Source organism: Serratia sp. L9 (assembly GCF_050632285.1).
Lineage (GTDB): Bacteria > Pseudomonadota > Gammaproteobacteria > Enterobacterales > Enterobacteriaceae > Chania.
Genome location: NZ_CP192591.1, coordinates 2640548 through 2659352 on the forward strand (window position 1 = coordinate 2640548; position 18805 = coordinate 2659352).

Below are 18805 nucleotides of genomic sequence, written 5' to 3' on the forward strand. Positions count from 1 at the left end.
ACCCGCTTTGTCTCAGTCCGCTCGGTGAATGGTTCTGAGGCTGGATCGGATCCTGCCTTCTCTGCGATTTAAATACGCTTAAGCGGCGAAGTGAATCACGCCTTAGCGGATACAGTGTCTTGATGGGTATTTTAAAGTTCTGGAATAAATTACGTGACCATTGGTGGGGGCAGCCTCTTGTGCTGGGCCTGCTGCTGGTGCCTATTGCTGGCTGGTTATCACCACGTCTGATGTTGCCCGGTGGTAAAATCTATCTGATCTATCTGCCAGTGGCGGTTTGTTTCTCTTTGTTGATGGTTTATGACTGGCGTGCAATGCCAGGCATTGCTCTGGCGATCCTTATCCGTTACTCCGACCGCGTTGGTGGAATTCCGACCGATGTGATCATGGTCCTGTTTTATGTCGGCTTCCTGAGTATTAGCTGGTGGGGTTATCGCTGCCAATCGCAGCGCCGGTGGTGTGCGGGCTTTACCGAGTTGAAGCTGGGCAAATACCGGCTTATCTGGCTGGTGCTGATGCCACCGATATTTTTCATCTTTGGCTTACAGCTGATTATCGGCCTGGATCTGTTACCAGACGAGCTGGGCATGCTTTCTGGCACCGGCAACCACCTGCACGCGCTAATCAACTTTCAGGCGGTACTGATTGGTTGTCTCTCTTCGATGCAGCTGTTTTACTTCGCCTTGCGGATCATCAAAAACCCAAAGTTTGCCCGCGTGTTGTGGGGCCGAGTTCGCAGCGAGATGGCCCCTTCGGTAAAAAGAGGGGAGTTGCAGCTGTGGTTTTTGGTGTTGGTGGTATTGGTTGTGGTGCTGGCTTATCACACGGCAGATACCAACGCCATGCAGGTGCCCGACTACAGCCTGACGCTGTTGCTGCCGGTGATGCTCTATAGCGCCATGCGTTTTGGTTATCAGTTTAACTGCATCATCTGGGCGGCTACCTTGCTGCTGTTATTCTTTAACTATCCGGGTTACGTACAGTGGAACAATCTGCTGCACAACCTGGCGATGATCTCATCGATGATGCTGGCGTTCACCCTCAGTATTCTGCTGACTTCAGCGGTGCATACCCGCCAGCGGATGGATCATGCCAAGGCACAGAGCGCCTCGCTTAAAGACCCGGTGATCGGTTTACCTAATCTGCGCGCCTTAAAGCGCGATCTGTCAAGAGTGCCGCGCTCCACGCTTTGTTTTCTGCGGATTTCCGAATTGGATCTGCTGAGCCGTAACTACGGCATGCAGTTGCGTATTCGCTTCAAACAGAAGCTGGCAGGGACGATGCGCACGGTGCTCGAGGAAGGTGAGGATATCTACCATTTACCGGGATACGATCTGGTGATGCGCCTGAATGGCTCTGATGGCGAAGCCAAGGTAGCTAAAATCCAGAGTACGCTGGAGAAGTTCCGCCTGATATGGAATGGTCTGCCTATCCATCCGCCGTTGGGCATCAGCTACTGCGGCGTCTATTCGGAAGTGGAACATTTGCATGTGCTGCTGGGGGAGTTGAGCTCGCTGGCGGAAATGTCGCTGACCAGTGGCCGGCCAGAGAACGTACAGAACGATCATCATGTGGTACAGGATGAGATCAAGCGTAAGGTCGCCTTGCTGCATTGGGTGCAGCGTTCGCTGGATAGCAACAGCTTTATGCTGATGGCTCAACCGATCGTCGGCGTTCGTGGGGATACTTACCATGAGATCCTGCTGCGCATGCTGGATGATGAAGGCAACATCGTGCCGCCTAATGAGTTTCTGCCGGTAGTACATGAGTTTGGCCTGGCTTATCAATTGGATATGTGGGTGTTGCGTCATACTCTGCAGTTTATGGATCTCAACCGCGCGGCCATGCCCAGCGCGCGTTTTGCCGTCAACCTGTCACCTTCTTCGCTGTGTCGCCCCAGCCTGTGCCAGGACGTGCGCGATGCATTGCGGGAATATCAGGTTGAACCTTATCAGCTGGTGCTGGAGGTGACTGAGTCCCACCTGGTGCAGGATGTGAAGTATGCCAAGTTCTCGCTCAAAGAGCTGCGCCAATTAGGCTGCCGCATTGCCCTGGATGATTTTGGTACCGGCTATGCCACCTACGATCGTCTGAAAGAGCTGAACGTGGACATCTTGAAGATCGACGGCAGTTTTGTCCGGGATATGCTGACCAGCAAGGTGGATTACCAGATCATTTCGTCAATCTGCAAAGTGGCGCTGATGAGAAGGCTGTCGATTGTGGCGGAATATGTGGAATCAGCAGAGCAGCGTGATGCGCTCAAAAGCCTGGGCGTGGATTATATGCAGGGCTATTTTATTGGTAAGCCTCAGCCGTTAGCCTCTTTGGTGCCGATGGCGCAACCGGGGAACGGCCAGGAAATCCATTAGATAATATCGCCCTCTTGTTTGATATCTAAGAGGGCGAATCTGTTATCAGTCGGGTTCACTTTCTTCTTCGATCAGCAACTTCCAGCCGATGACATCATTCCAGTATTCCTGCTCCCGCTCAAAATCCAGTTGCACCAGGTTGTTCTGAGCCAGGTAACCGGCAGGGAAACGCAGAGTCCAATGATTATCATCCGTCTCCAGGCGCAGAGTTTCCGGCGTGGTGGTGGCTTGGCGCTGGTTGTTGAGCAGAGTGCTCAGGCGCAACAGCTGGATCAGCGGCAGGTAATACTTTTTCTTGAACAGATTCAGGCGGGGCAGCTCTTCGAGTTTGATCCCCTTGCGCTGGAAGCGCACCAGCGCCGCCAGCAGTAGCTGCTGCTCCTGATGGAAGCCGGGCAGGTTGGTGTTTTGCAGAATATAGGCGGAATGGCGGTGCATACCGCTGTGGTTGATGCTTAGCCCCACTTCATGCAACATGGCGGCCCATTTCAGCAGAGCTTCAAGCTGCGGCTGTACCAGCTTGGTGTTTTGCGCCATCCATTGAGCGTACAGCAGCTCGGTGGTTTCCAGAACGCGCTTGGCCTGTTCACGATCGATATTATAGTGGTCGGCCAGGCTGGTTGCCGTGCGGCTGCGGATATCCTGATGGCGGAACCGGCCTTCCATTTCATACAATACGCCTTCACGCAGCGCGCCGTCAGAAAGACGCAGATCGCGAACCGCCAGTGCATCAAACACCCCGCACAGGATCGCCAGGCCAGGAACAAACACTGATTGGCGATCTTCCGAGAGCCCAGGCAGGCTCATGGCGCTGAAGTTTTTAAACAGCAACACCTGCTCAACCAGCATCTCCAGCCGCTCCGGGGTAATCAGACCGTCTTTTTCACCCATGGCGACCAGCACTTCGTAGGCGGCTTTGATGGTGCCTGAGGCCCCCAGCGCGTATTGCCAACCCTGAATGCGATATTGCCATGCCAGAGTTTCCAGCTTTTGAGCTGCGGCCAACCGTGCGCGTTTGAAGTTGGTTTTGCTGATTTCCCCGCCTGGGAAAAACTGTTGGGCAAAGCTCACGCAGCCCATGCGGCGGCTTTCTGCCAGCAGCGGCTCGAAATCTTCACCAATCACCAATTCGGTAGACCCCCCGCCGATGTCGATCACCAGCTTGCGGCCTTTCTCTGGCTGGGTATGCTCGACCCCCATAAAGATCAGGCGTGCTTCTTCCTGCCCGGCGATAATTTCTATCGGGTAGGGGATCACTTTTTCCGCACGTTTCAGGAACACTTCGGCGTTCACCGCCTGGCGTAAGGTATGGGTCCCGACGATAGTGACGTTATCCGCCGGGAAGCCTTGCAGCCGTTCGGCAAACAATGCCAGGCAGGCCAGGCCCCTTTCCATTGCCTCTTCACTGAGCACATTGTTGCTGTCCAATCCATCGGCGAGGTGGACCCGCTGTTTTAAACGACTCAGTACCTGTAAGGCGCCGTTTACGACGCGGGCGATCACCATATGAAAGCTGTTCGAGCCCAGATCGATAGCAGCGATTTCCTGCGGTTTATTGGTTGCAGTGCTTTTTAGCGGCATAGTTGCTGGCCTACTTTCCCGGTTGTTCCAGAGCTTTTAAATACTCATAAATAGCCACCTGGGCACGTACCTTGCGACGATTGCCACGCGGCACATACTGGTTGCTCAGTTCTTTGTCGATATAACGGGCCTTGACCGTATCGCTGAACAGGATCTCCAGAATATCCAGAACGCGTTGTTTCAACGCGGGATCCAACAGCGATACGGCCACTTCGATACGGTAATCTAGATTGCGGGTCATCCAGTCTGCGGAAGAGAGATAAACCCGTTTGTCACCTTTGTTCTCGAAAACGTAAACCCGATCGTGTTCCAGATAGCGGTCTACGATACTAATGACCTGAATATTGTCACTGATCCCCGCAAGGTTAGGGATCAATGAACACATGCCGCGAACCAACAGACGAACCTTCACGCCTGCGGCGGAAGCGGTATATAACCGATCTACCAGCCCTTTATCCACCAGATTATTAATTTTCAGCATAATACCGGCGCTTTCCCCGGCTAATGCGTTGGCGATTTCGCGATCGATCAGATCGTACAACATCCGGCGGGAGTTCTGCGGCGAAACCATCAGGTTATCGAAGGAGACCGGCCGGTAAGGGTTTTCAATAAAATTGAACACCCGGCGTACTTCGTTAGTGATGCGTGAATCGGCGGTCAGCAGCGAGTAGTCGGTGTAGATACGGGCGGTTTTTTCATTAAAGTTGCCGGTACCAATATGAGCATAGCGCACAATATCATCGCCTTCACGGCGCGAGATCAGGAATAGTTTGGCGTGGATCTTCAAGCCCGGTGCAGAGAAAATCACATGCACCCCGGCTTCCGTCAGCCGTTTGGCCCAGTGGATATTGGCTTCTTCATCAAAGCGAGCCTGCAGCTCAACCACCACGGTCACTTTCTTGCCGTTATGCGCCGCATGGATCATCGATTCGATGATGCGCGAGTCTTTGGCTACCCGGTAGATATTGATTTTGATTGCCAACACGCTTGGGTCGAACGAGGCCTGGCGTAACAGTTCCAGAACGTGTTCGAAGGTGTGATACGGGTAATACAGCAACACGTCTTTTTCGCGGATGGCATCGAAGCCGTTACGGAATTTATCGAACCAGATATGGCGCAGGCGTGGTAGCGGGCGGTTGACCAGATTGGCTTTGCCGACGTTCGGGAAGCTGATGAAGTCTTTAAAATTGTGATAACGGCCACCGGCAATCACCGAATCATAGTTGGAGATCCCCAACTTGTTGCGTAGCAGCTCCACCATTTCATTTGGCATATCGCGCTGATAAACGAAGCGAACCGGTTCGGCGGTCAGGCGTTGCTTCAGGCTGGAAGACATCAGTTCCAGCAGGCTGGATTCCATTTCAGTGACCAGATCGTATTCTGCATCACGGGTCATTTTCATCGAATAGGCATTTAACGCATCATAGTCGAAGAAGCCCTTGAAGATATCGTCCAGGCAGTAGCGCAGAATGTTATCCAGCAGGATCATCGGCTTGCGGCGGCGCGGCGCTTCTGGCGGCAGATTGACGAAACGGGGCACTTTGTCGGAAGGGATTTCCAGTAACGCATAATCGATGCGCGTACCACGAATGATCTCTACCGCCAGATAGGTGTAATCGTCTTTCAGGAGCTGCACCAGATTGGTGTCGTGGTTGATCAGGATGGGCGTGATGTGCTGGCGCAGGTGCTGCTTAAAGTATTGCCGCAGCCAGATTTGCTGGTTTTCCGACACCTGGCGTTCGTTGATCAAAAAGATCTGGTTCCGCGCCATTTCCAACAGCAAATCGTTGTAGAGACCGTCGAACTCCTGGTCGGTCTTCAGTACTTTAGCCTGGATTTTTTTCAGTAAATGCCGCGAGGCGCCACCCAAACCCTGCTCTTCACTGATCAGGATGCGCCGTTTCAGGTCGGCAAAACGGACTTTGTAGAACTCGTCAAGGTTGTTGGAGTAAATGCCCAGAAATCGCATGCGCTCAATCAGGGGATTGCTCTTATCCGCGGCTTCCTGCAATACGCGTTCATTGAAGGATAACCAGCTTAGTTCTTTGTCGATGTAGAGCTTTTCCTGACCCATTGCCACTCCAGTTCAATTTTAGAAAAGGATCCAGGACGCAGTGCCTGAATACCGCTCTAGTGTCCTATCTCATTATTGCGAGAGATTGACAGGAATGTCCAACATATCTACGGAGTTAGCGGGTGGAAACTTTGTCATGCAAACGTCACAAAACTGACATAAGATGCCCGGTTATCTTTTGGCGCAATCCAGTAACTGGAATCGGCAACTACAGACATGGCACAGACAACGCTTAACCAACATCCTCGGGATCGCCTGCGTGCGCACGTTGATCGTGGCGTACGGGGGGCCGTTACCGTCAGCGGGCTGCTGGTATTGATGACGCTGATGCTGATTTTTGTCTATCTGCTGCTCACCGTGTTGCCGCTGTTTAAGCCAGCGTCCATAGGCTCCCCAACAGCGTTACCGGTGGTCGGTTCCTCCCCGGCGCTGGTGATGGGTATGGATGTGCAGCAACGCATCGGTTACCGCATCGATCAACAGGGCGAAGGCCGCTTTTATCGGTTGGTGTCCCAGGGCGAGAATCAGGCAGGTCAACCCTTGGTACAGCAGACCTTGCTGGCCAATCCTGCCTTACTGGCTCAAGCGGTCGGTGAACGCGATCTGTTCGCGCTGGCGCGGGCAGATGGCCGCCTGACCATTGCCCAGACCGATTTTGCACCGGCTGGCGGCGGGGCACCGCAGTGGCGTTTCCCGCTGGGGCAGGCGCCTTTGGCCTTTGATCCTCAGGGGCAACCGCTGGCGTTACTGGCATTGGCGCAGGCGCGCAAGGGGAGCTTCCTGCTGGCTGCCGTCACCGCCGATCATCGGTTGCTGCTGGGCCGCTTCAACCCGACAGAACCTCTGCAGCAAACGGAAATACCGTTGGCCAGCGCCGCGCAGCAACTGTTATTAACACCTGATGGCCGCCAACTGTATGTGTTGGCCGGTAATCAACTGGCTCGCTATCAGATTGACGGGGTGCAGTTGCAACTGCGTGAAACGCGTCTCCTGGGGGAACACCCGCCATACCGCCTGACGGCATTGCCAGGTGGCAGTGCGTTATTGATTCGTGCGAGCGATGGCAGCCTGCGCGAATGGTTTGACGTGGAAAAAGGCCAGCAGCATCAGTTGGCGCCGATACAGCAATTTGTCCATCAGGCTACCGCTCAGGAACTGCTGGTGGCAGAGCCCTATCGTCGGGTGTTTGCGGCTTTGCAGCCCGGGGGCGAATTTGCGCTGTTTTCCAGTATCCAATCCCAACCCTTACTGATAGACACATTACCTGGCCAGGTACAGCAGATGGCATTTGCCCCACGTGGCGATGGGTTATTGCTGGAAACCGCCCAGGGCTGGCAGCATTACGCACTGGATAATCTTTATCCGGATGTAACCTGGCGCTCACTTTGGCAAAAGCTGTGGTACGAAAACTACCCGCAACCGGCTTACGTGTGGCAATCCACCTCTGGCGAAGACAGTTATCAAGCCAAGTTCAGCCTGATGCCGGTGATTTTCGGCACCTTCAAAGCCGCTGGCTATTCAATGCTGTTTGCGGTGCCACTGGCGCTGGCCGGGGCGATTTATACCGCCTGCTTTATGTCGGCAGGATTACGCCGGGTGGTAAAACCGGCGGTGGAAGTGATGGGAGCATTGCCGACGGTGGTGATCGGCCTGGTGGCCGGTATCTGGCTGGCACCACAGATTGAGCATTATCTGCTGGCGTTATTGGCTTTGCCGCTATTGCTGGCATTGGTGACGCTGCTATGCAGTTGGCTGGTTAACCGCTTTTTGCCCAGGCCGCTGTCGCCTGGCAAGGATTTACTGATGCTGTTACCGCTGGTGGTGTTGACGGTTTGGTTGGCACTAGCCTTCGGGCCTTGGCTGGAACAGCAACTGTTTGGTGAACCGCTGCATTTCTGGCTGGGTGAAGATTTCGATCAGCGCAATACGCTGGTGGTTGGCGTCGCCATGGGTTTTGCGCTGGTGCCGATAATTTTCTCGTTGGCGGAGGATGCACTGTTCAGCGTGCCAACCGCGCTCAGCCAAGGGTCTCTGGCACTGGGCGCTACCCAGTGGCAAACCGTATTGCGCGTGGTGGTGCCTTCGGCCAGCGCGGGAATTTTTCTGCCCTGATGATTGGCTTTGGTCGGGCGGTGGGGGAAACCATGATTGTTCTGATGGCTACCGGCAATACACCGCTGATGGACGGCAGCGTGTTCCAGGGGTTGCGGGCAATGGCTGCCAACATTGCTATCGAAATGCCGGAAGCCGTGGCGGGCAGCAGCCATTATCGCGTGCTGTTCCTCACCGCGTTGGTGCTGTTTATCTTTACCTTTATGTTTAACACGTTGGCAGAGGCTGTCCGCTTGCGCCTGCGTAAGCGCTATACGTTCAACCAGGAGACGCCATGAGAACCTGGGTAAAAAGCGGTTCCCCGTGGATTTGGCTGACTGCTGCCTCGGTCGCTGTCAGCCTGCTGGCTCTGATCGGCATTTTGCTGCTGTTGGCCGGGCAGGGAATGCGCTATTTCTGGCCCAGCCCGGTATATCAGTTTGAGCTTAACCAGACGGCAGCAGGCCAGGTAACGGTGATTGGTGAACTCTATCAGAGCCAGACGATCTCACGCCAGCAACTGCAGGACGCGGGTGTGGCACTGCCTGCGGGGGATGCGCAAAGCTTTACCCGTTATCTGATCAAGGTGGGTAACCGCGAAAGTGAAGGGCAAGATTTCCGCACCCTGCTGGCCACCGACGTTAGCAAGCGAACAGCGCCACCAGATTTACTGGTGCTGGAACGAAATACCAACGGCATGGCTTACGGCTACCTTGCCGGTTTGCTGGAGGATGGGCAACCCTTGACCGGCCGGGATCTTGGCCAGGCATTGCAACAGCGGTTGCCACAGATTGCCGCACTTTCACGCCAGACGCACGATATTCAGTTCCGCGATATGGCAAGGGTCAATGAACAATTTGAAGATTTGCGCCTGCATGAGAAAAGCCTGCTGCGTGAGAATAAGCTGGATGCCCGTTGGCAAGCATCGATCCGCGCTGAACGGCTGGAATTGCAGCGTCAATACCGGCAACTGGCCGACAAATTGCAAGGGCTGGAACGCGATCGCCAGCGGGATGCTTTGCTGTTGCGCGATATGCATGGGCAAATTCACACCATTGCGCTGAGTCAGGTGCGTGATGCCTGGTATCCCAACGCGATGAGCACCGGGCAGAAACTGCGGCATTGGCTTCATCAAATACAGAAATTCCTCACCGACAGCCCACGCGAGGCCAATACGGAAGGGGGCGTTTTCCCGGCAATTTTTGGGACCGTGCTGATGGTGATCCTGATGTCGATCGTGGTGATGCCCTTTGGCGTGATTGCCGCGCTTTATCTGCATGAATATGCGGGTAATAATCTGCTTACGCGCCTGATCCGCATCTCGGTGGTGAACCTGGCTGGGGTGCCTTCAATCGTCTATGGCGTGTTTGGCCTCGGGTTCTTTGTCTATATGATTGGCGGCACGCTCGATCAGCTGTTTTATGCCGAATCCTTGCCAAACCCGACTTTCGGCACCCCTGGCGTGTTATGGGCCGCGCTGACGCTGGCATTGCTGACCCTGCCGGTGGTGATTGTGGCCACCGAAGAGGGGCTTTCACGGATCCCGGTCTCGTTACGCCAAGGTTCGCTGGCGTTGGGGGCTACCCGTGCTGAAACGCTCTGGCGGATTGTGCTGCCGATGGCCGCACCGGCAATGATGACCGGCCTGATCCTGGCCGTGGCACGAGCGGCGGGGGAAACGGCACCGCTGATGTTGGTTGGTGTAGTGAAATCGGTACCGGTATTGCCGGTGGATGATATTTTCCCTTATCTGCATCTGGAGCGGAAGTTTATGCACCTGAGTTTCCAGATTTACGATATGGCATTCCAGAGCCCCAGCGTAGAAGCTGCACGTCCTTTGGTGTTTGCCACTGCATTGCTTCTGGTGCTGATTGTGGTGGGTTTGAATCTGGCGGCAATGGGCATTCGTCACTCGCTGAGGGAGCGATATAAAGCATGGTCACAGTAAAGTTATTGAATCTTTTGGGGAGTGCGTAATGAGCTTGATAAAGCCAGGCAGCTTGCCCCGGCTGGACGTTCAGCATCTTACTGACGAACAGACCGCTTTGGCGGTAAAGGGTCTTAACCTGTTTTACGGCGAAAAGCAGGTGCTGCATGATATCTCCCTGCGCATTCCCAAACACCGGGTTACGGCATTTATCGGCCCTTCCGGCTGTGGGAAATCTACCCTTTTGCGCTGCTTTAACCGCATGAACGATCTGGTAGATCACTGCCGCCTTGAAGGCGAGTTACAGCTTAATGGCGAAACCATTTCCGGCCCGCAGATTGACGTTGCCGCTTTGCGGCGGCGCGTTGGCATGGTATTCCAGCGGCCAAACCCGTTCCCGAAGTCGATCTATGAAAACGTGGTTTATGGCCTGCGGCTGCAAGGGATCCGCGATCGTCGCATTCTGGATGAAGCGGTAGAGAGATCTTTACGCGCCGCAGCGCTGTGGCATGAGGTGAAAGACCGGTTAAGGGAAAATGCTTTCCGTCTTTCCAGCGGACAGCAACAGCGGCTGGTGATTGCTCGGGCAATCGCCATTGAACCTGAGGTGCTGCTGCTGGATGAGCCGACCTCTGCGCTGGATCCGATTTCTACCCTGACCATTGAGGAACTGATCTCGGCTCTGAAACAGCGCTACAGCGTGGTGTTAGTGACGCACAACATGCAGCAGGCAGCGCGGGTTTCAGATTATACGGCGTTTATCCACCAGGGGACGCTGGTGGAATATAATGACACCGACGGCATTTTCACCTCGCCGCGTCAACGCCGTACCGAAGATTACATCACTGGCCGATATGGTTGAGGGTGGCAGTTACTTGGCTTGCTTGCCCGGCAACGGCAGGTTGGCCTGCTCTTCCTGTTCTGCGGGGCTAGTCGCCGTTTTCAGTGAGGTGAGTTTTGCCGGAGCTGGCAGGCTCTGGGGTGGCGTCTTTTGCATCAGTTGCGACTGACCAACGAAGATACCGCCTTTCTCGATAGAGATTTCGTCGGCATAGATATCGCCATGCATGCTGCCTTTGGGTTGTATAGACAGTGAATCTGCGAAGCAGCGGCCTTCAACGGCGCCGTTGATCATGATTTGCTGGGCGCGGATTTCACCTTTGACGTAGCCGCTGTTTTCAACGCGAACCATATGCGTACAAACAATATTCCCCTCAACTCTACCTTCCACAATGATATTACCGTCACCTTCGATTACACCGGTGAACAGGGCGCCATTGGAGATAAAAGTGTCCTTTTTGGCGCGGATGGGTTTGATGGCATCGGCAACGTCTGCCGGCATCACGGTTTCTGGTGGGATTTGAGGTTCCGGTTGTTCAATCGTTACCGGCGATTTGGGCTCGTTAGATTTTTTCTGTTTGTTGAATGACAGCATTTGATTCGTCCTTGTTATTTTGTAAATAAACACGAGGGTTGCCAACAACGCTAAAGCCAAAGCGGTTAGTAACGCGCGTTTTAAGTCGATGCCGGTGAAGCTGATCCCTGTCAGCCAGAGTATTATAAACAGCGCCCATAATACCCATACACACCATAATAAGTTGTAATTGCGCATGTTTTTTCAGGCTGTTGAAGTCCATTTTACAACGAAGTGCAGAGGGCCTGATACCGCCTGCCCGCAGCCAGCGTTGCCGTTTCCGTAGGGCTTTCCGTAATGCAGGGGATGATACCCAAAAATGCGCATTAATTCATTACGGAGTTTACTAATCAGAACTTATAGGCACCCTAGGATTAATCTTGTGCCAGGGTGTGAAAGCCCTGAAAATGGACTCTCTGAGATTGCTATTACTTTGGTACTCCCGGGAAGGAAAGCTCGCTTCCCGGTTTGAGCTATTTCACCAACGGTTTATCAGCCGGTTGCGCAATTTTGAACTTGGCCAGATATTGCGGCTGGAAAATGCACATACGCAGCACGGTGCGGTATTCGCCATTGACGAAGAATTCGTCGATCAGCTCACCTTCCACTTCAAAGCCCAGCTTGCTGTAGATATGGATCGCCTTTGGGTTCTCTTTGTCGACAATCAGATACAGTTTGTAGAGATTGAGCACCGAGAAGCCGTAATCCATCGCCAGCTTGGCGGCGGTGCTGGCATAGCCTTTACCCTGGTGAGCCGGATCGATGATGATCTGAAACTCGGCACGGCGGTGAATATGATCGATCTCCACCAGTTCCACCAGCCCAACTTTTGCACCTTCGTGCGCGATAATAAAACGCCGTTCGCTCTGATCGTGAATGTGTTTATCGTACAGATCGGAAAGTTCAACAAAGGCTTCATAAGGCTCTTCGAACCAGTAACGCATCACGCTGGCGTTGTTATCCATTTGGTGAACAAACGCCAAATCGTCCCGTTCCAGCGGGCGTAGTCTGACGTTGGTGGTGCTAGGCATACTTCCTCCTCGGGGCTATAAATATGCGCCAAGTATAAACCCAGGCGCTGCGCCGAGGCGAAAAAACGGCGCCGCGAAGGGCACCGTTTAGAGAGTATCCAGGTTGCCACTGTCAGTCCGCAGCATATCCTTGGACAGCTAAAGGTTCGCCATCCAGCCAGGCTGCGTTGTCACGCATCACCAGACGCCCTTCGATAAACCAGCTCACCACCAGCGGATAGAGAGTGTGTTCCTGGCTTTGAACCCGCTCAATGACCTCATCTTCTTCGTCTCCTGGGAAGATAGGCACCTTGGCTTGCAGGATCACCGGGCCACCATCCAGCTGTTCGGTAACGAAGTGCACCGAAGTGCCGTGCTCGCTGTCACCGTTGTCGATAGCCTGGCGATGGGTATGCAGCCCCGGGTATTTTGGCAGCAGGGAAGGGTGGATATTCAGCATGCGCCCGGCAAAATGCTGCACAAACGGGTTGCTGAGAATGCGCATATAACCGGCCAACACCACCAGATCGGGCTGGTATTGGTCGATAGCCTGCGCCAGTTCCGCGTCAAACGCTTCCCGGTCGGTAAAATCTTTGGCATCCAGCGCATGAGCGGCAATCCCCGCCTCCTGCGCACGCTGCAGGCCATAGGCCTGAGCTTTATTGCTGAATACCGCCACGATATTGGCGGCAATCCGGCCCTGTTGGCAGGCATCAATCAGCGCCTGGAGATTACTCCCCTGGCCGGAGACCAACACCACAATCTTTTTCATCACTGAATAATCACTTGTTGTTCGTCAGAAGCCGCGGTCAGTTTACCGATCTTCCAGGCTTTTTCACCCGCAGCGGTCAACAATGCGATGGCTTTTTCCACAGATTCTTGCGGTAGCGCAATCACCATGCCCACACCACAGTTAAAGGTGCGGTACATTTCGTGGCGGCTGACGTTACCTGCCTGTTGCAACCAACCAAACACTGCTGGCCACTGCCAGCTTGATTCGTCGATCACCGCCTGCATGCCTTCTGGCAATACGCGTGGAATGTTTTCCCAGAAGCCGCCGCCGGTCAGGTGGGCGATGGCGTGGACTTCTATCTGGTCGATCAGCTCCAGCACGGATTTGACGTAAATCCTGGTTGGGGCGAGCAGATGGTCCGCCAGCGGTTTGCCTTCCAGTTCGGTCGCGGTGGGATCGGTGTTGCTTACTTCCAGAATTTTACGTACCAGCGAGTAGCCGTTGGAGTGTGGGCCTGAAGCGCCGAGGGCAATCAGTGCATCGCCAGACTGCACTTTGCTGCCGTCGATAATTTCGGATTTCTCGACCACGCCAACGCAAAAACCGGCAACGTCGTAATCTTCGCCGTGGTACATCCCAGGCATTTCGGCGGTTTCGCCACCGACCAACGCACAACCAGATTGCTTACAACCTTCGGCAATTCCGGTGATTACACTGGCAGCGGTATCCACGTCCAGCTTGCCGGTGGCAAAGTAATCCAGGAAGAACAACGGTTCTGCACCCTGAACCACCAGATCGTTGACGCACATTGCCACCAGATCGATGCCGATGGTGTCATGGCGTTTCAGATCCATCGCCAGACGCAGCTTGGTGCCTACGCCGTCGGTGCCGGAAACCAGTATCGGTTCGCGGTATTTCTGCGGCAACGCACACAGGGCACCAAAACCACCCAGCCCACCCATTACTTCCGGGCGGCGAGTCTGTTTCACTACACCTTTGATGCGATCTACCAATGCGTTGCCAGCATCGATATCGACACCTGCGTCTTTATAGCTGAGAGAGGTTTTGTCGGTCACTGCGCGATCCCCACGACGATTTGCGGTTTGAATACTGTGCTTGCGGCGTTGATGCCGAAACCAGGCGCGGCAATTCTAACAGCGCAAGCAAACGTTTGCGAGGGCCTTGTGAGCTCGCTCCAACTTTTCGTCTTCTATACTGATTATCAATCTTTTGTTGATCTCGATCCGGCTATTGGTAGTGGCGTGACCGGCAAAAGGCGGTATAATCCCGCGATTTTTTGGCCGTCAACCACCTTAATAGGAGAAAAATGATGAAGATCGTTGAGGTGAAACACCCGCTGGTTAAACACAAGCTTGGTCTGATGCGTGAGCATGATATTAGCACCAAACGTTTTCGTGAACTGGCTTCTGAAGTGGGTAGTTTGCTGACCTATGAAGCGACAGCCGATCTGGTAACGGAAAAAGTTACCATCGAAGGTTGGTGCGGGCCAGTTGAAATTGAGCAGATTAAAGGGAAAAAATTACCGTTGTGCCAATCCTGCGTGCGGGTCTTGGCATGATGGAAGGGGTTCTGGAGCACGTACCCAGCGCGCGTATCAGCGTAGTTGGGGTTTATCGTAATGAAGAAACCCTGGAGCCGGTGCCGTATTTCCAGAAGCTGGTTTCCAACATTGAAGAACGTTTGGCGCTGGTTGTTGACCCAATGCTGGCTACCGGCGGTTCTATGATCGCTACCATCGACCTGCTGAAGAAAGCTGGCTGCCATAGCATCAAGGTGCTGGTACTGGTCGCCGCGCCTGAAGGGATTGCTGCGCTGGAGAAAGCACACCCGGACGTGGAGCTGTATACCGCGTCTATCGATCAGTGCCTGAATGAGAAGGGCTACATTGTGCCTGGCCTGGGTGATGCGGGCGATAAGATATTTGGTACCAAATAAAAGTATAGCCGACCAGAGAGTCGGCTTTTTTATGTTCTTTGTTTCTCAAGCTACGGCGGTAACTTGAAATCCAGCGAGCATTTATAACAAGGCCCACACGACTAACAACTTAAGGAAAAACACCACATGACCCGTCGCGCCATCGGCGTTAATGAACGCCCACCGTTGTTCCAGACCATTCCACTCAGCTTCCAGCACCTGTTCGCCATGTTCGGGGCAACCGTGCTGGTGCCGATCCTGTTCAAGATCAACCCTGCAACGGTGCTGTTGTTTAATGGTATTGGTACGCTGCTGTATCTGTTTATCTGTAAGGGAAAAATCCCGGCTTATCTGGGCTCCAGCTTTGCTTTTATTTCACCGGTCCTGCTGCTGTTGCCGCTGGGGTATGAAGTGGCGTTAGGCGGTTTTATCATGTGTGGCGTGCTGTTTTGCCTGGTGGCGCTGATTGTGAAGAAGGCGGGGACGGGGTGGCTGGATGTGATGTTCCCACCTGCGGCAATGGGCGCAATCGTTGCCGTCATCGGTCTGGAACTGGCGGGCGTAGCCGCCAGTATGGCTGGGTTGCTGCCAGCGGAAGGCACCGCTGCAGACAGCACCACCATCACCATTTCTTTGGTGACGCTGGGCGTAACCGTTTTGGGGTCGGTGCTGTTCCGTGGTTTCCTGGCGATTATCCCGATCCTGATTGGTGTGCTGGTGGGTTATGCGCTGTCGTTCTTTATGGGCGTGGTGAATCTGCAACCAATCTTTGATGCACCTTGGTTTGCCTTGCCGACCTTCTATACGCCTCGCTTTGAGTGGTTTGCCATCTTTACCATCCTGCCTGCTGCGTTGGTGGTCATTGCCGAACACGTCGGCCACCTGGTGGTAACGGCTAACATCGTCAAGAAAGATTTGCTGCGCGATCCGGGCCTGCACCGTTCGATGTTCGCCAACGGTATCTCGACCGTGATCTCTGGTTTCTTCGGCTCAACGCCAAATACTACTTACGGCGAGAACATCGGTGTTATGGCCATCACCAAGGTTTACAGTACCTGGGTGATCGGTGGTGCGGCTATTCTGGCGATCCTGCTCTCTTGCATAGGCAAACTGGCGGCAGCCATCCAGGCGGTACCGGTGCCGGTAATGGGCGGCGTTTCACTGCTGCTGTATGGGGTCATTGGCGCTTCGGGTATTCGCGTATTGATCGAATCCAAAGTGGATTACAACAAGGCGCAGAACCTGATCCTGACTTCAGTGATCCTGATTATCGGCGTCAGCGGCGCGAAAGTGCATATTGGTGCGGCAGAATTGAAAGGCATGGCGTTGGCGACCATTGTCGGTATCGGCCTGAGCCTGCTGTTTAAACTGATCAGCCTGTATCGCAAGGAAGAAGAAGTTATCGACGTGCCTGAAGAGCGGCTTGATCATAAATAACCCCTGATACAGCGTTAAAATATAAAGGGCGATAACTCGCCCTTTATGGTTTATTCGATATCCTGCTGGTTAACTATTACCCAGTTTTTATCCGCGGTGGCCTGCAATCCAGAGGCTTTCTGTTGTTTTACCGCATCCTGTTGCAACTGCGAAAGCTGTTTTAAGGTTTCTGGATTTCTGCTGATCCATAAACGTTTACCGATTTGCGCATCGGTGCTGTTTAACAGCATAAAGGTATCGGAATAAAGGGTATCACCCCCACTAAAACAGGTTTTCTCCACTGGTCGATATACCCAAGAATACTGCCAGCCTTGCCTTCAAACCAGGTCATTGGGTTGACGATATAGGGGGTGATTGCCAGATCCTGGTTTTTTCTGGCAGGTAATTTCCGGCTTTTATCTGCTTGCGTGCTGTTGTTAGCTCACCGGTTTTAGGGTTGATCAGCAGCGTATTAATGCCAATGACATTTTGTGGTTTAACGTTATAGCCATATTTAGGATTGCTGGCGATCATACGCACCAACTCTTCGTGAGCAGCACTCATGATATAGACCTCAATACCATTTTCCTGCAGTTTGGCAAACAACTGCTGCATGCCGCGCAAGGGGCGAGGAGGCTCAACGTCGCGGTGATGTAATTGATTGTCCTTGATGTATTTAGCCGGGATTTTTTCTTTTAACGCCATCAGGCCATCAACCTGCCGGGTTAATTCACGCAAGGTGAAACCGGCAAATATCTGCGCTGCCCAAGGGTAACAAATCAAGTCGTCCATTTCACACAGACGGTGATAATAACTGTATAGGCTTTCTTTCTCTCCGAGGCTGTCATTGAATGGGATCAAGACTAATGAAGCATCAATTTTCTCTCTCTTTAATATGCCGTTATTTTCCATGTAGGGAATAAGCGATTCTTCCAGATCATTTTTATAGGTGGTGTTATCCATGTCGAAAACCGCAAAATCCCCTTTATTGGCACGAGAGGCAATAAGTTCGTTCAGCTCTTTGGCTTGTGGCTCTGGCCAAGAGGTTAATTCTGTCGCATAAACTGAAGAACAGGTTGCAGCCGCTAAAAAACCAATTATTAAACCCATGACTTTCTTTATTACCAACATTAATATTTCCTTTTTGATGTTTATCTTTTCGCGATTATAGGTACTTATTGAGATAAAAGTTGGCTCTGGATCTCATTTATGTAATGTAATCATTAATAGTTCTAATGTCAGGATAAATATTAAATGGCATAAGGAGATATCTGGTATTTAATATATAGATAAATTCCTAATAAAAAATACCGAAAAACCCGACCGGCAAGAGGAGTTATATTGGTTTTTGTAACGCCAGTTGATGAAAAAATATGCAGTTATGGCATTGTTCTCACTGCTGGTTCAACAGGGCCGGTAATCTGTGGTAAACTGCCCACGTTTTCCTGCCAGTTTTGGTTGAGGTACTTTCTGAATACGCCGGCACAGCTTTCACTGCCACTTTATCTTCCCGATGATGAAACTTTTGCCAGTTTTTATCCGGGCGAGAACCCATCCCTTTTAGCCGCGATCCAGTCTGCGGTGCGCCAGCAACACGGTAGCTATATCTATTTCTGGTCACGCGAAGGCGGGGGACGCAGCCATTTGCTGCACGCTGCCTGTGCCGAGCTTTCCCAGTGTGGTGAAGCGGTGGGCTATGTCCCGCTGGATAAACGGGCCTACTTCGTGCCCGAAGTGCTGGACGGCATGGAACAGTTAGCCCTGGTGTGCATCGATAATATAGAGTGCATCGCTGGCGATGAAGAGTGGGAAATGGCGATTTTCAATCTCTATAACCGCATTCTGGAAACGGGCCGAACGCGCCTGTTTATCACTGGCGATCGCCCACCGCGCCAACTGAACCTGCGTCTACCCGATCTGGCCTCCCGGCTCGATTGGGGGCAAATCTACAAGCTGCAGCCATTGTCTGATGAAGAAAAACTGCAGGCGCTGCAATTGCGCGCCAAATTGCGCGGTTTTGAGCTGCCAGAGGACGTGGGCCGGTTTCTGCTAAAACGCCTGGATCGGGAAATGCGTACGCTATTTATGACCTTGGATCAGCTTGATCGCGCTTCAATCACCGCACAGCGCAAACTGACCATCCCGTTTGTGAAGGAAATTCTCGGGTTATAAGGGCTCTGCTCCCAGAGCCCGGTGGGTATCAGCACATCTCGTTCCCTGGTTGATGCCAACCGGGGACTCTCACCTCAGATGTT

At 53.2% G+C, this 18805-nt stretch carries 14 protein-coding genes and 2 pseudogenes; 7 read left to right on the forward strand and 9 right to left on the reverse strand.

Annotation, left to right across the window (positions count from 1 at the left end):
• The first annotated feature begins 122 nt into the window (after positions 1 to 122).
• On the forward strand, positions 123 to 2369 hold the full coding sequence (locus ACQ86O_RS12460; protein ID WP_431225714.1) for an EAL domain-containing protein: 2247 nt from the start codon (positions 123 to 125) through the stop codon (positions 2367 to 2369).
• Between the two features lie 45 nt (positions 2370 to 2414).
• On the opposite strand, the gene ppx is transcribed toward ACQ86O_RS12460, so the two are convergent.
• Both ppx and ppk1 read right to left on the reverse strand, forming a co-directional pair.
• Complete coding sequence (ppx, locus tag ACQ86O_RS12465; protein WP_431225462.1) at positions 2415 to 3950, reverse strand: exopolyphosphatase; 1536 nt, start codon at positions 3948 to 3950, stop codon at positions 2415 to 2417.
• A 10-nt stretch (positions 3951 to 3960) separates the two neighbouring features.
• Positions 3961 to 6024, reverse strand: coding sequence for a polyphosphate kinase 1 (gene ppk1 / locus ACQ86O_RS12470; RefSeq protein WP_431225463.1), 2064 nt, complete (start codon positions 6022 to 6024; stop codon positions 3961 to 3963).
• A 216-nt stretch (positions 6025 to 6240) separates the two neighbouring features.
• Between ppk1 and ACQ86O_RS12475 the strand changes: the two are divergent.
• The 3 genes and pseudogenes from ACQ86O_RS12475 (at position 6241) to pstB (ending at position 10904) form a co-directional block, all read left to right on the forward strand.
• Positions 6241 to 8414, forward strand: a pseudogene (locus ACQ86O_RS12475) (ABC transporter permease subunit).
• Entirely contained in the window at positions 8411 to 10063 is a 1653-nt protein-coding gene (gene pstA, locus ACQ86O_RS12480) for a phosphate ABC transporter permease PstA (protein ID WP_431225464.1), read from the forward strand. The pseudogene ACQ86O_RS12475 and the gene pstA overlap by 4 nt, the downstream one beginning before the upstream one ends.
• 28 nt (positions 10064 to 10091) lie before the next feature.
• Positions 10092 to 10904, forward strand: coding sequence for a phosphate ABC transporter ATP-binding protein PstB (gene pstB, locus ACQ86O_RS12485; protein ID WP_431225465.1), 813 nt, complete (start codon positions 10092 to 10094; stop codon positions 10902 to 10904).
• A 9-nt stretch (positions 10905 to 10913) separates the two neighbouring features.
• Here pstB and ACQ86O_RS12490 read toward each other — a convergent pair whose 3' ends face one another.
• The 5 genes from ACQ86O_RS12490 to purM form a co-directional block, all read right to left on the reverse strand.
• On the reverse strand, positions 10914 to 11477 hold the full coding sequence (locus ACQ86O_RS12490; RefSeq protein WP_431225466.1) for a bactofilin family protein: 564 nt from the start codon (positions 11475 to 11477) through the stop codon (positions 10914 to 10916).
• Positions 11446 to 11679 carry a hypothetical protein gene (locus ACQ86O_RS12495; protein ID WP_431225467.1) on the reverse strand — a complete coding sequence of 78 codons (234 nt, stop codon included), beginning with the start codon at positions 11677 to 11679 and terminating at the stop codon, positions 11446 to 11448. Before ACQ86O_RS12495 ends, ACQ86O_RS12490 begins: the two co-directional genes overlap by 32 nt.
• Positions 11680 to 11929: 250 nt before the next feature.
• The gene (gene speG / locus ACQ86O_RS12500) at positions 11930 to 12487 is read right to left on the reverse strand and encodes a spermidine N1-acetyltransferase (protein WP_431225468.1); all 558 of its coding nucleotides are present in this window, start codon (positions 12485 to 12487) and stop codon (positions 11930 to 11932) included.
• A gap of 112 nt (positions 12488 to 12599) precedes the next feature.
• Positions 12600 to 13238: a phosphoribosylglycinamide formyltransferase gene (gene purN, locus ACQ86O_RS12505; protein WP_431225715.1), complete on the reverse strand. Its 639-nt coding sequence runs from the start codon at positions 13236 to 13238 to the stop codon at positions 12600 to 12602.
• The gene (purM, locus tag ACQ86O_RS12510) at positions 13238 to 14275 is read right to left on the reverse strand and encodes a phosphoribosylformylglycinamidine cyclo-ligase (RefSeq protein WP_431225469.1); all 1038 of its coding nucleotides are present in this window, start codon (positions 14273 to 14275) and stop codon (positions 13238 to 13240) included. The genes purN and purM overlap by 1 nt, the downstream gene beginning before the upstream one ends.
• A 254-nt stretch (positions 14276 to 14529) precedes the next feature.
• On the opposite strand from purM, the pseudogene upp reads away from it, so the two are divergent.
• Positions 14530 to 15155, forward strand: a pseudogene (gene upp / locus ACQ86O_RS12515) (uracil phosphoribosyltransferase).
• A 126-nt stretch (positions 15156 to 15281) separates the two neighbouring features.
• The gene (gene uraA, locus ACQ86O_RS12520) at positions 15282 to 16571 is read left to right on the forward strand and encodes a uracil permease (RefSeq protein ID WP_431225470.1); all 1290 of its coding nucleotides are present in this window, start codon (positions 15282 to 15284) and stop codon (positions 16569 to 16571) included.
• Positions 16572 to 16621: 50 nt separating this feature from the next.
• Here the strand turns inward: uraA and ACQ86O_RS12525 are convergent, their stop codons facing one another.
• Both ACQ86O_RS12525 and ACQ86O_RS12530 read right to left on the reverse strand, forming a co-directional pair.
• A complete protein-coding gene (locus ACQ86O_RS12525) occupies positions 16622 to 16801 on the reverse strand; it encodes a hypothetical protein (protein WP_431225471.1) in 180 nt (59 codons plus the stop codon).
• 97 nt (positions 16802 to 16898) lie between these two features.
• Positions 16899 to 17681, reverse strand: a complete 783-nt coding sequence (locus ACQ86O_RS12530; protein WP_431225472.1) for a haloacid dehalogenase-like hydrolase — start codon at positions 17679 to 17681, stop codon at positions 16899 to 16901.
• 339 nt (positions 17682 to 18020) lie between these two features.
• Between ACQ86O_RS12530 and hda the strand changes: the two genes are divergently transcribed.
• Entirely contained in the window at positions 18021 to 18722 is a 702-nt protein-coding gene (hda, locus tag ACQ86O_RS12535) for a DnaA inactivator Hda (RefSeq protein WP_431225716.1), read from the forward strand.
• Positions 18723 to 18805: the final 83 nt, after the last annotated feature.

Bases quoted from the DNA above. Each gene is read 5' to 3' on its own strand.
- purN (WP_431225715.1), bottom strand. From the start codon at position 13,238: ATGAAAAAGATTGTGGTGTTGGTCTCCGGCCAGGGGAGTAATCTCCAG.
- ppx (WP_431225462.1), bottom strand. From the start codon at position 3,950: ATGCCGCTAAAAAGCACTGCAACCAATAAACCGCAGGAAATCGCTGCT.
- ACQ86O_RS12525 (WP_431225471.1), bottom strand. From the start codon at position 16,801: ATGCTGTTAAACAGCACCGATGCGCAAATCGGTAAACGTTTATGGATC.
- ACQ86O_RS12495 (WP_431225467.1), bottom strand. From the start codon at position 11,679: ATGGACTTCAACAGCCTGAAAAAACATGCGCAATTACAACTTATTATG.
- ppk1 (WP_431225463.1), bottom strand. From the start codon at position 6,024: ATGGGTCAGGAAAAGCTCTACATCGACAAAGAACTAAGCTGGTTATCC.
- ACQ86O_RS12490 (WP_431225466.1), bottom strand. From the start codon at position 11,477: ATGCTGTCATTCAACAAACAGAAAAAATCTAACGAGCCCAAATCGCCG.
- uraA (WP_431225470.1), top strand. From the start codon at position 15,282: ATGACCCGTCGCGCCATCGGCGTTAATGAACGCCCACCGTTGTTCCAG.
- pstB (WP_431225465.1), top strand. From the start codon at position 10,092: ATGAGCTTGATAAAGCCAGGCAGCTTGCCCCGGCTGGACGTTCAGCAT.
- speG (WP_431225468.1), bottom strand. From the start codon at position 12,487: ATGCCTAGCACCACCAACGTCAGACTACGCCCGCTGGAACGGGACGAT.
- pstA (WP_431225464.1), top strand. From the start codon at position 8,411: ATGAGAACCTGGGTAAAAAGCGGTTCCCCGTGGATTTGGCTGACTGCT.
- ACQ86O_RS12460 (WP_431225714.1), top strand. From the start codon at position 123: ATGGGTATTTTAAAGTTCTGGAATAAATTACGTGACCATTGGTGGGGG.
- ACQ86O_RS12530 (WP_431225472.1), bottom strand. From the start codon at position 17,681: ATGTTGGTAATAAAGAAAGTCATGGGTTTAATAATTGGTTTTTTAGCG.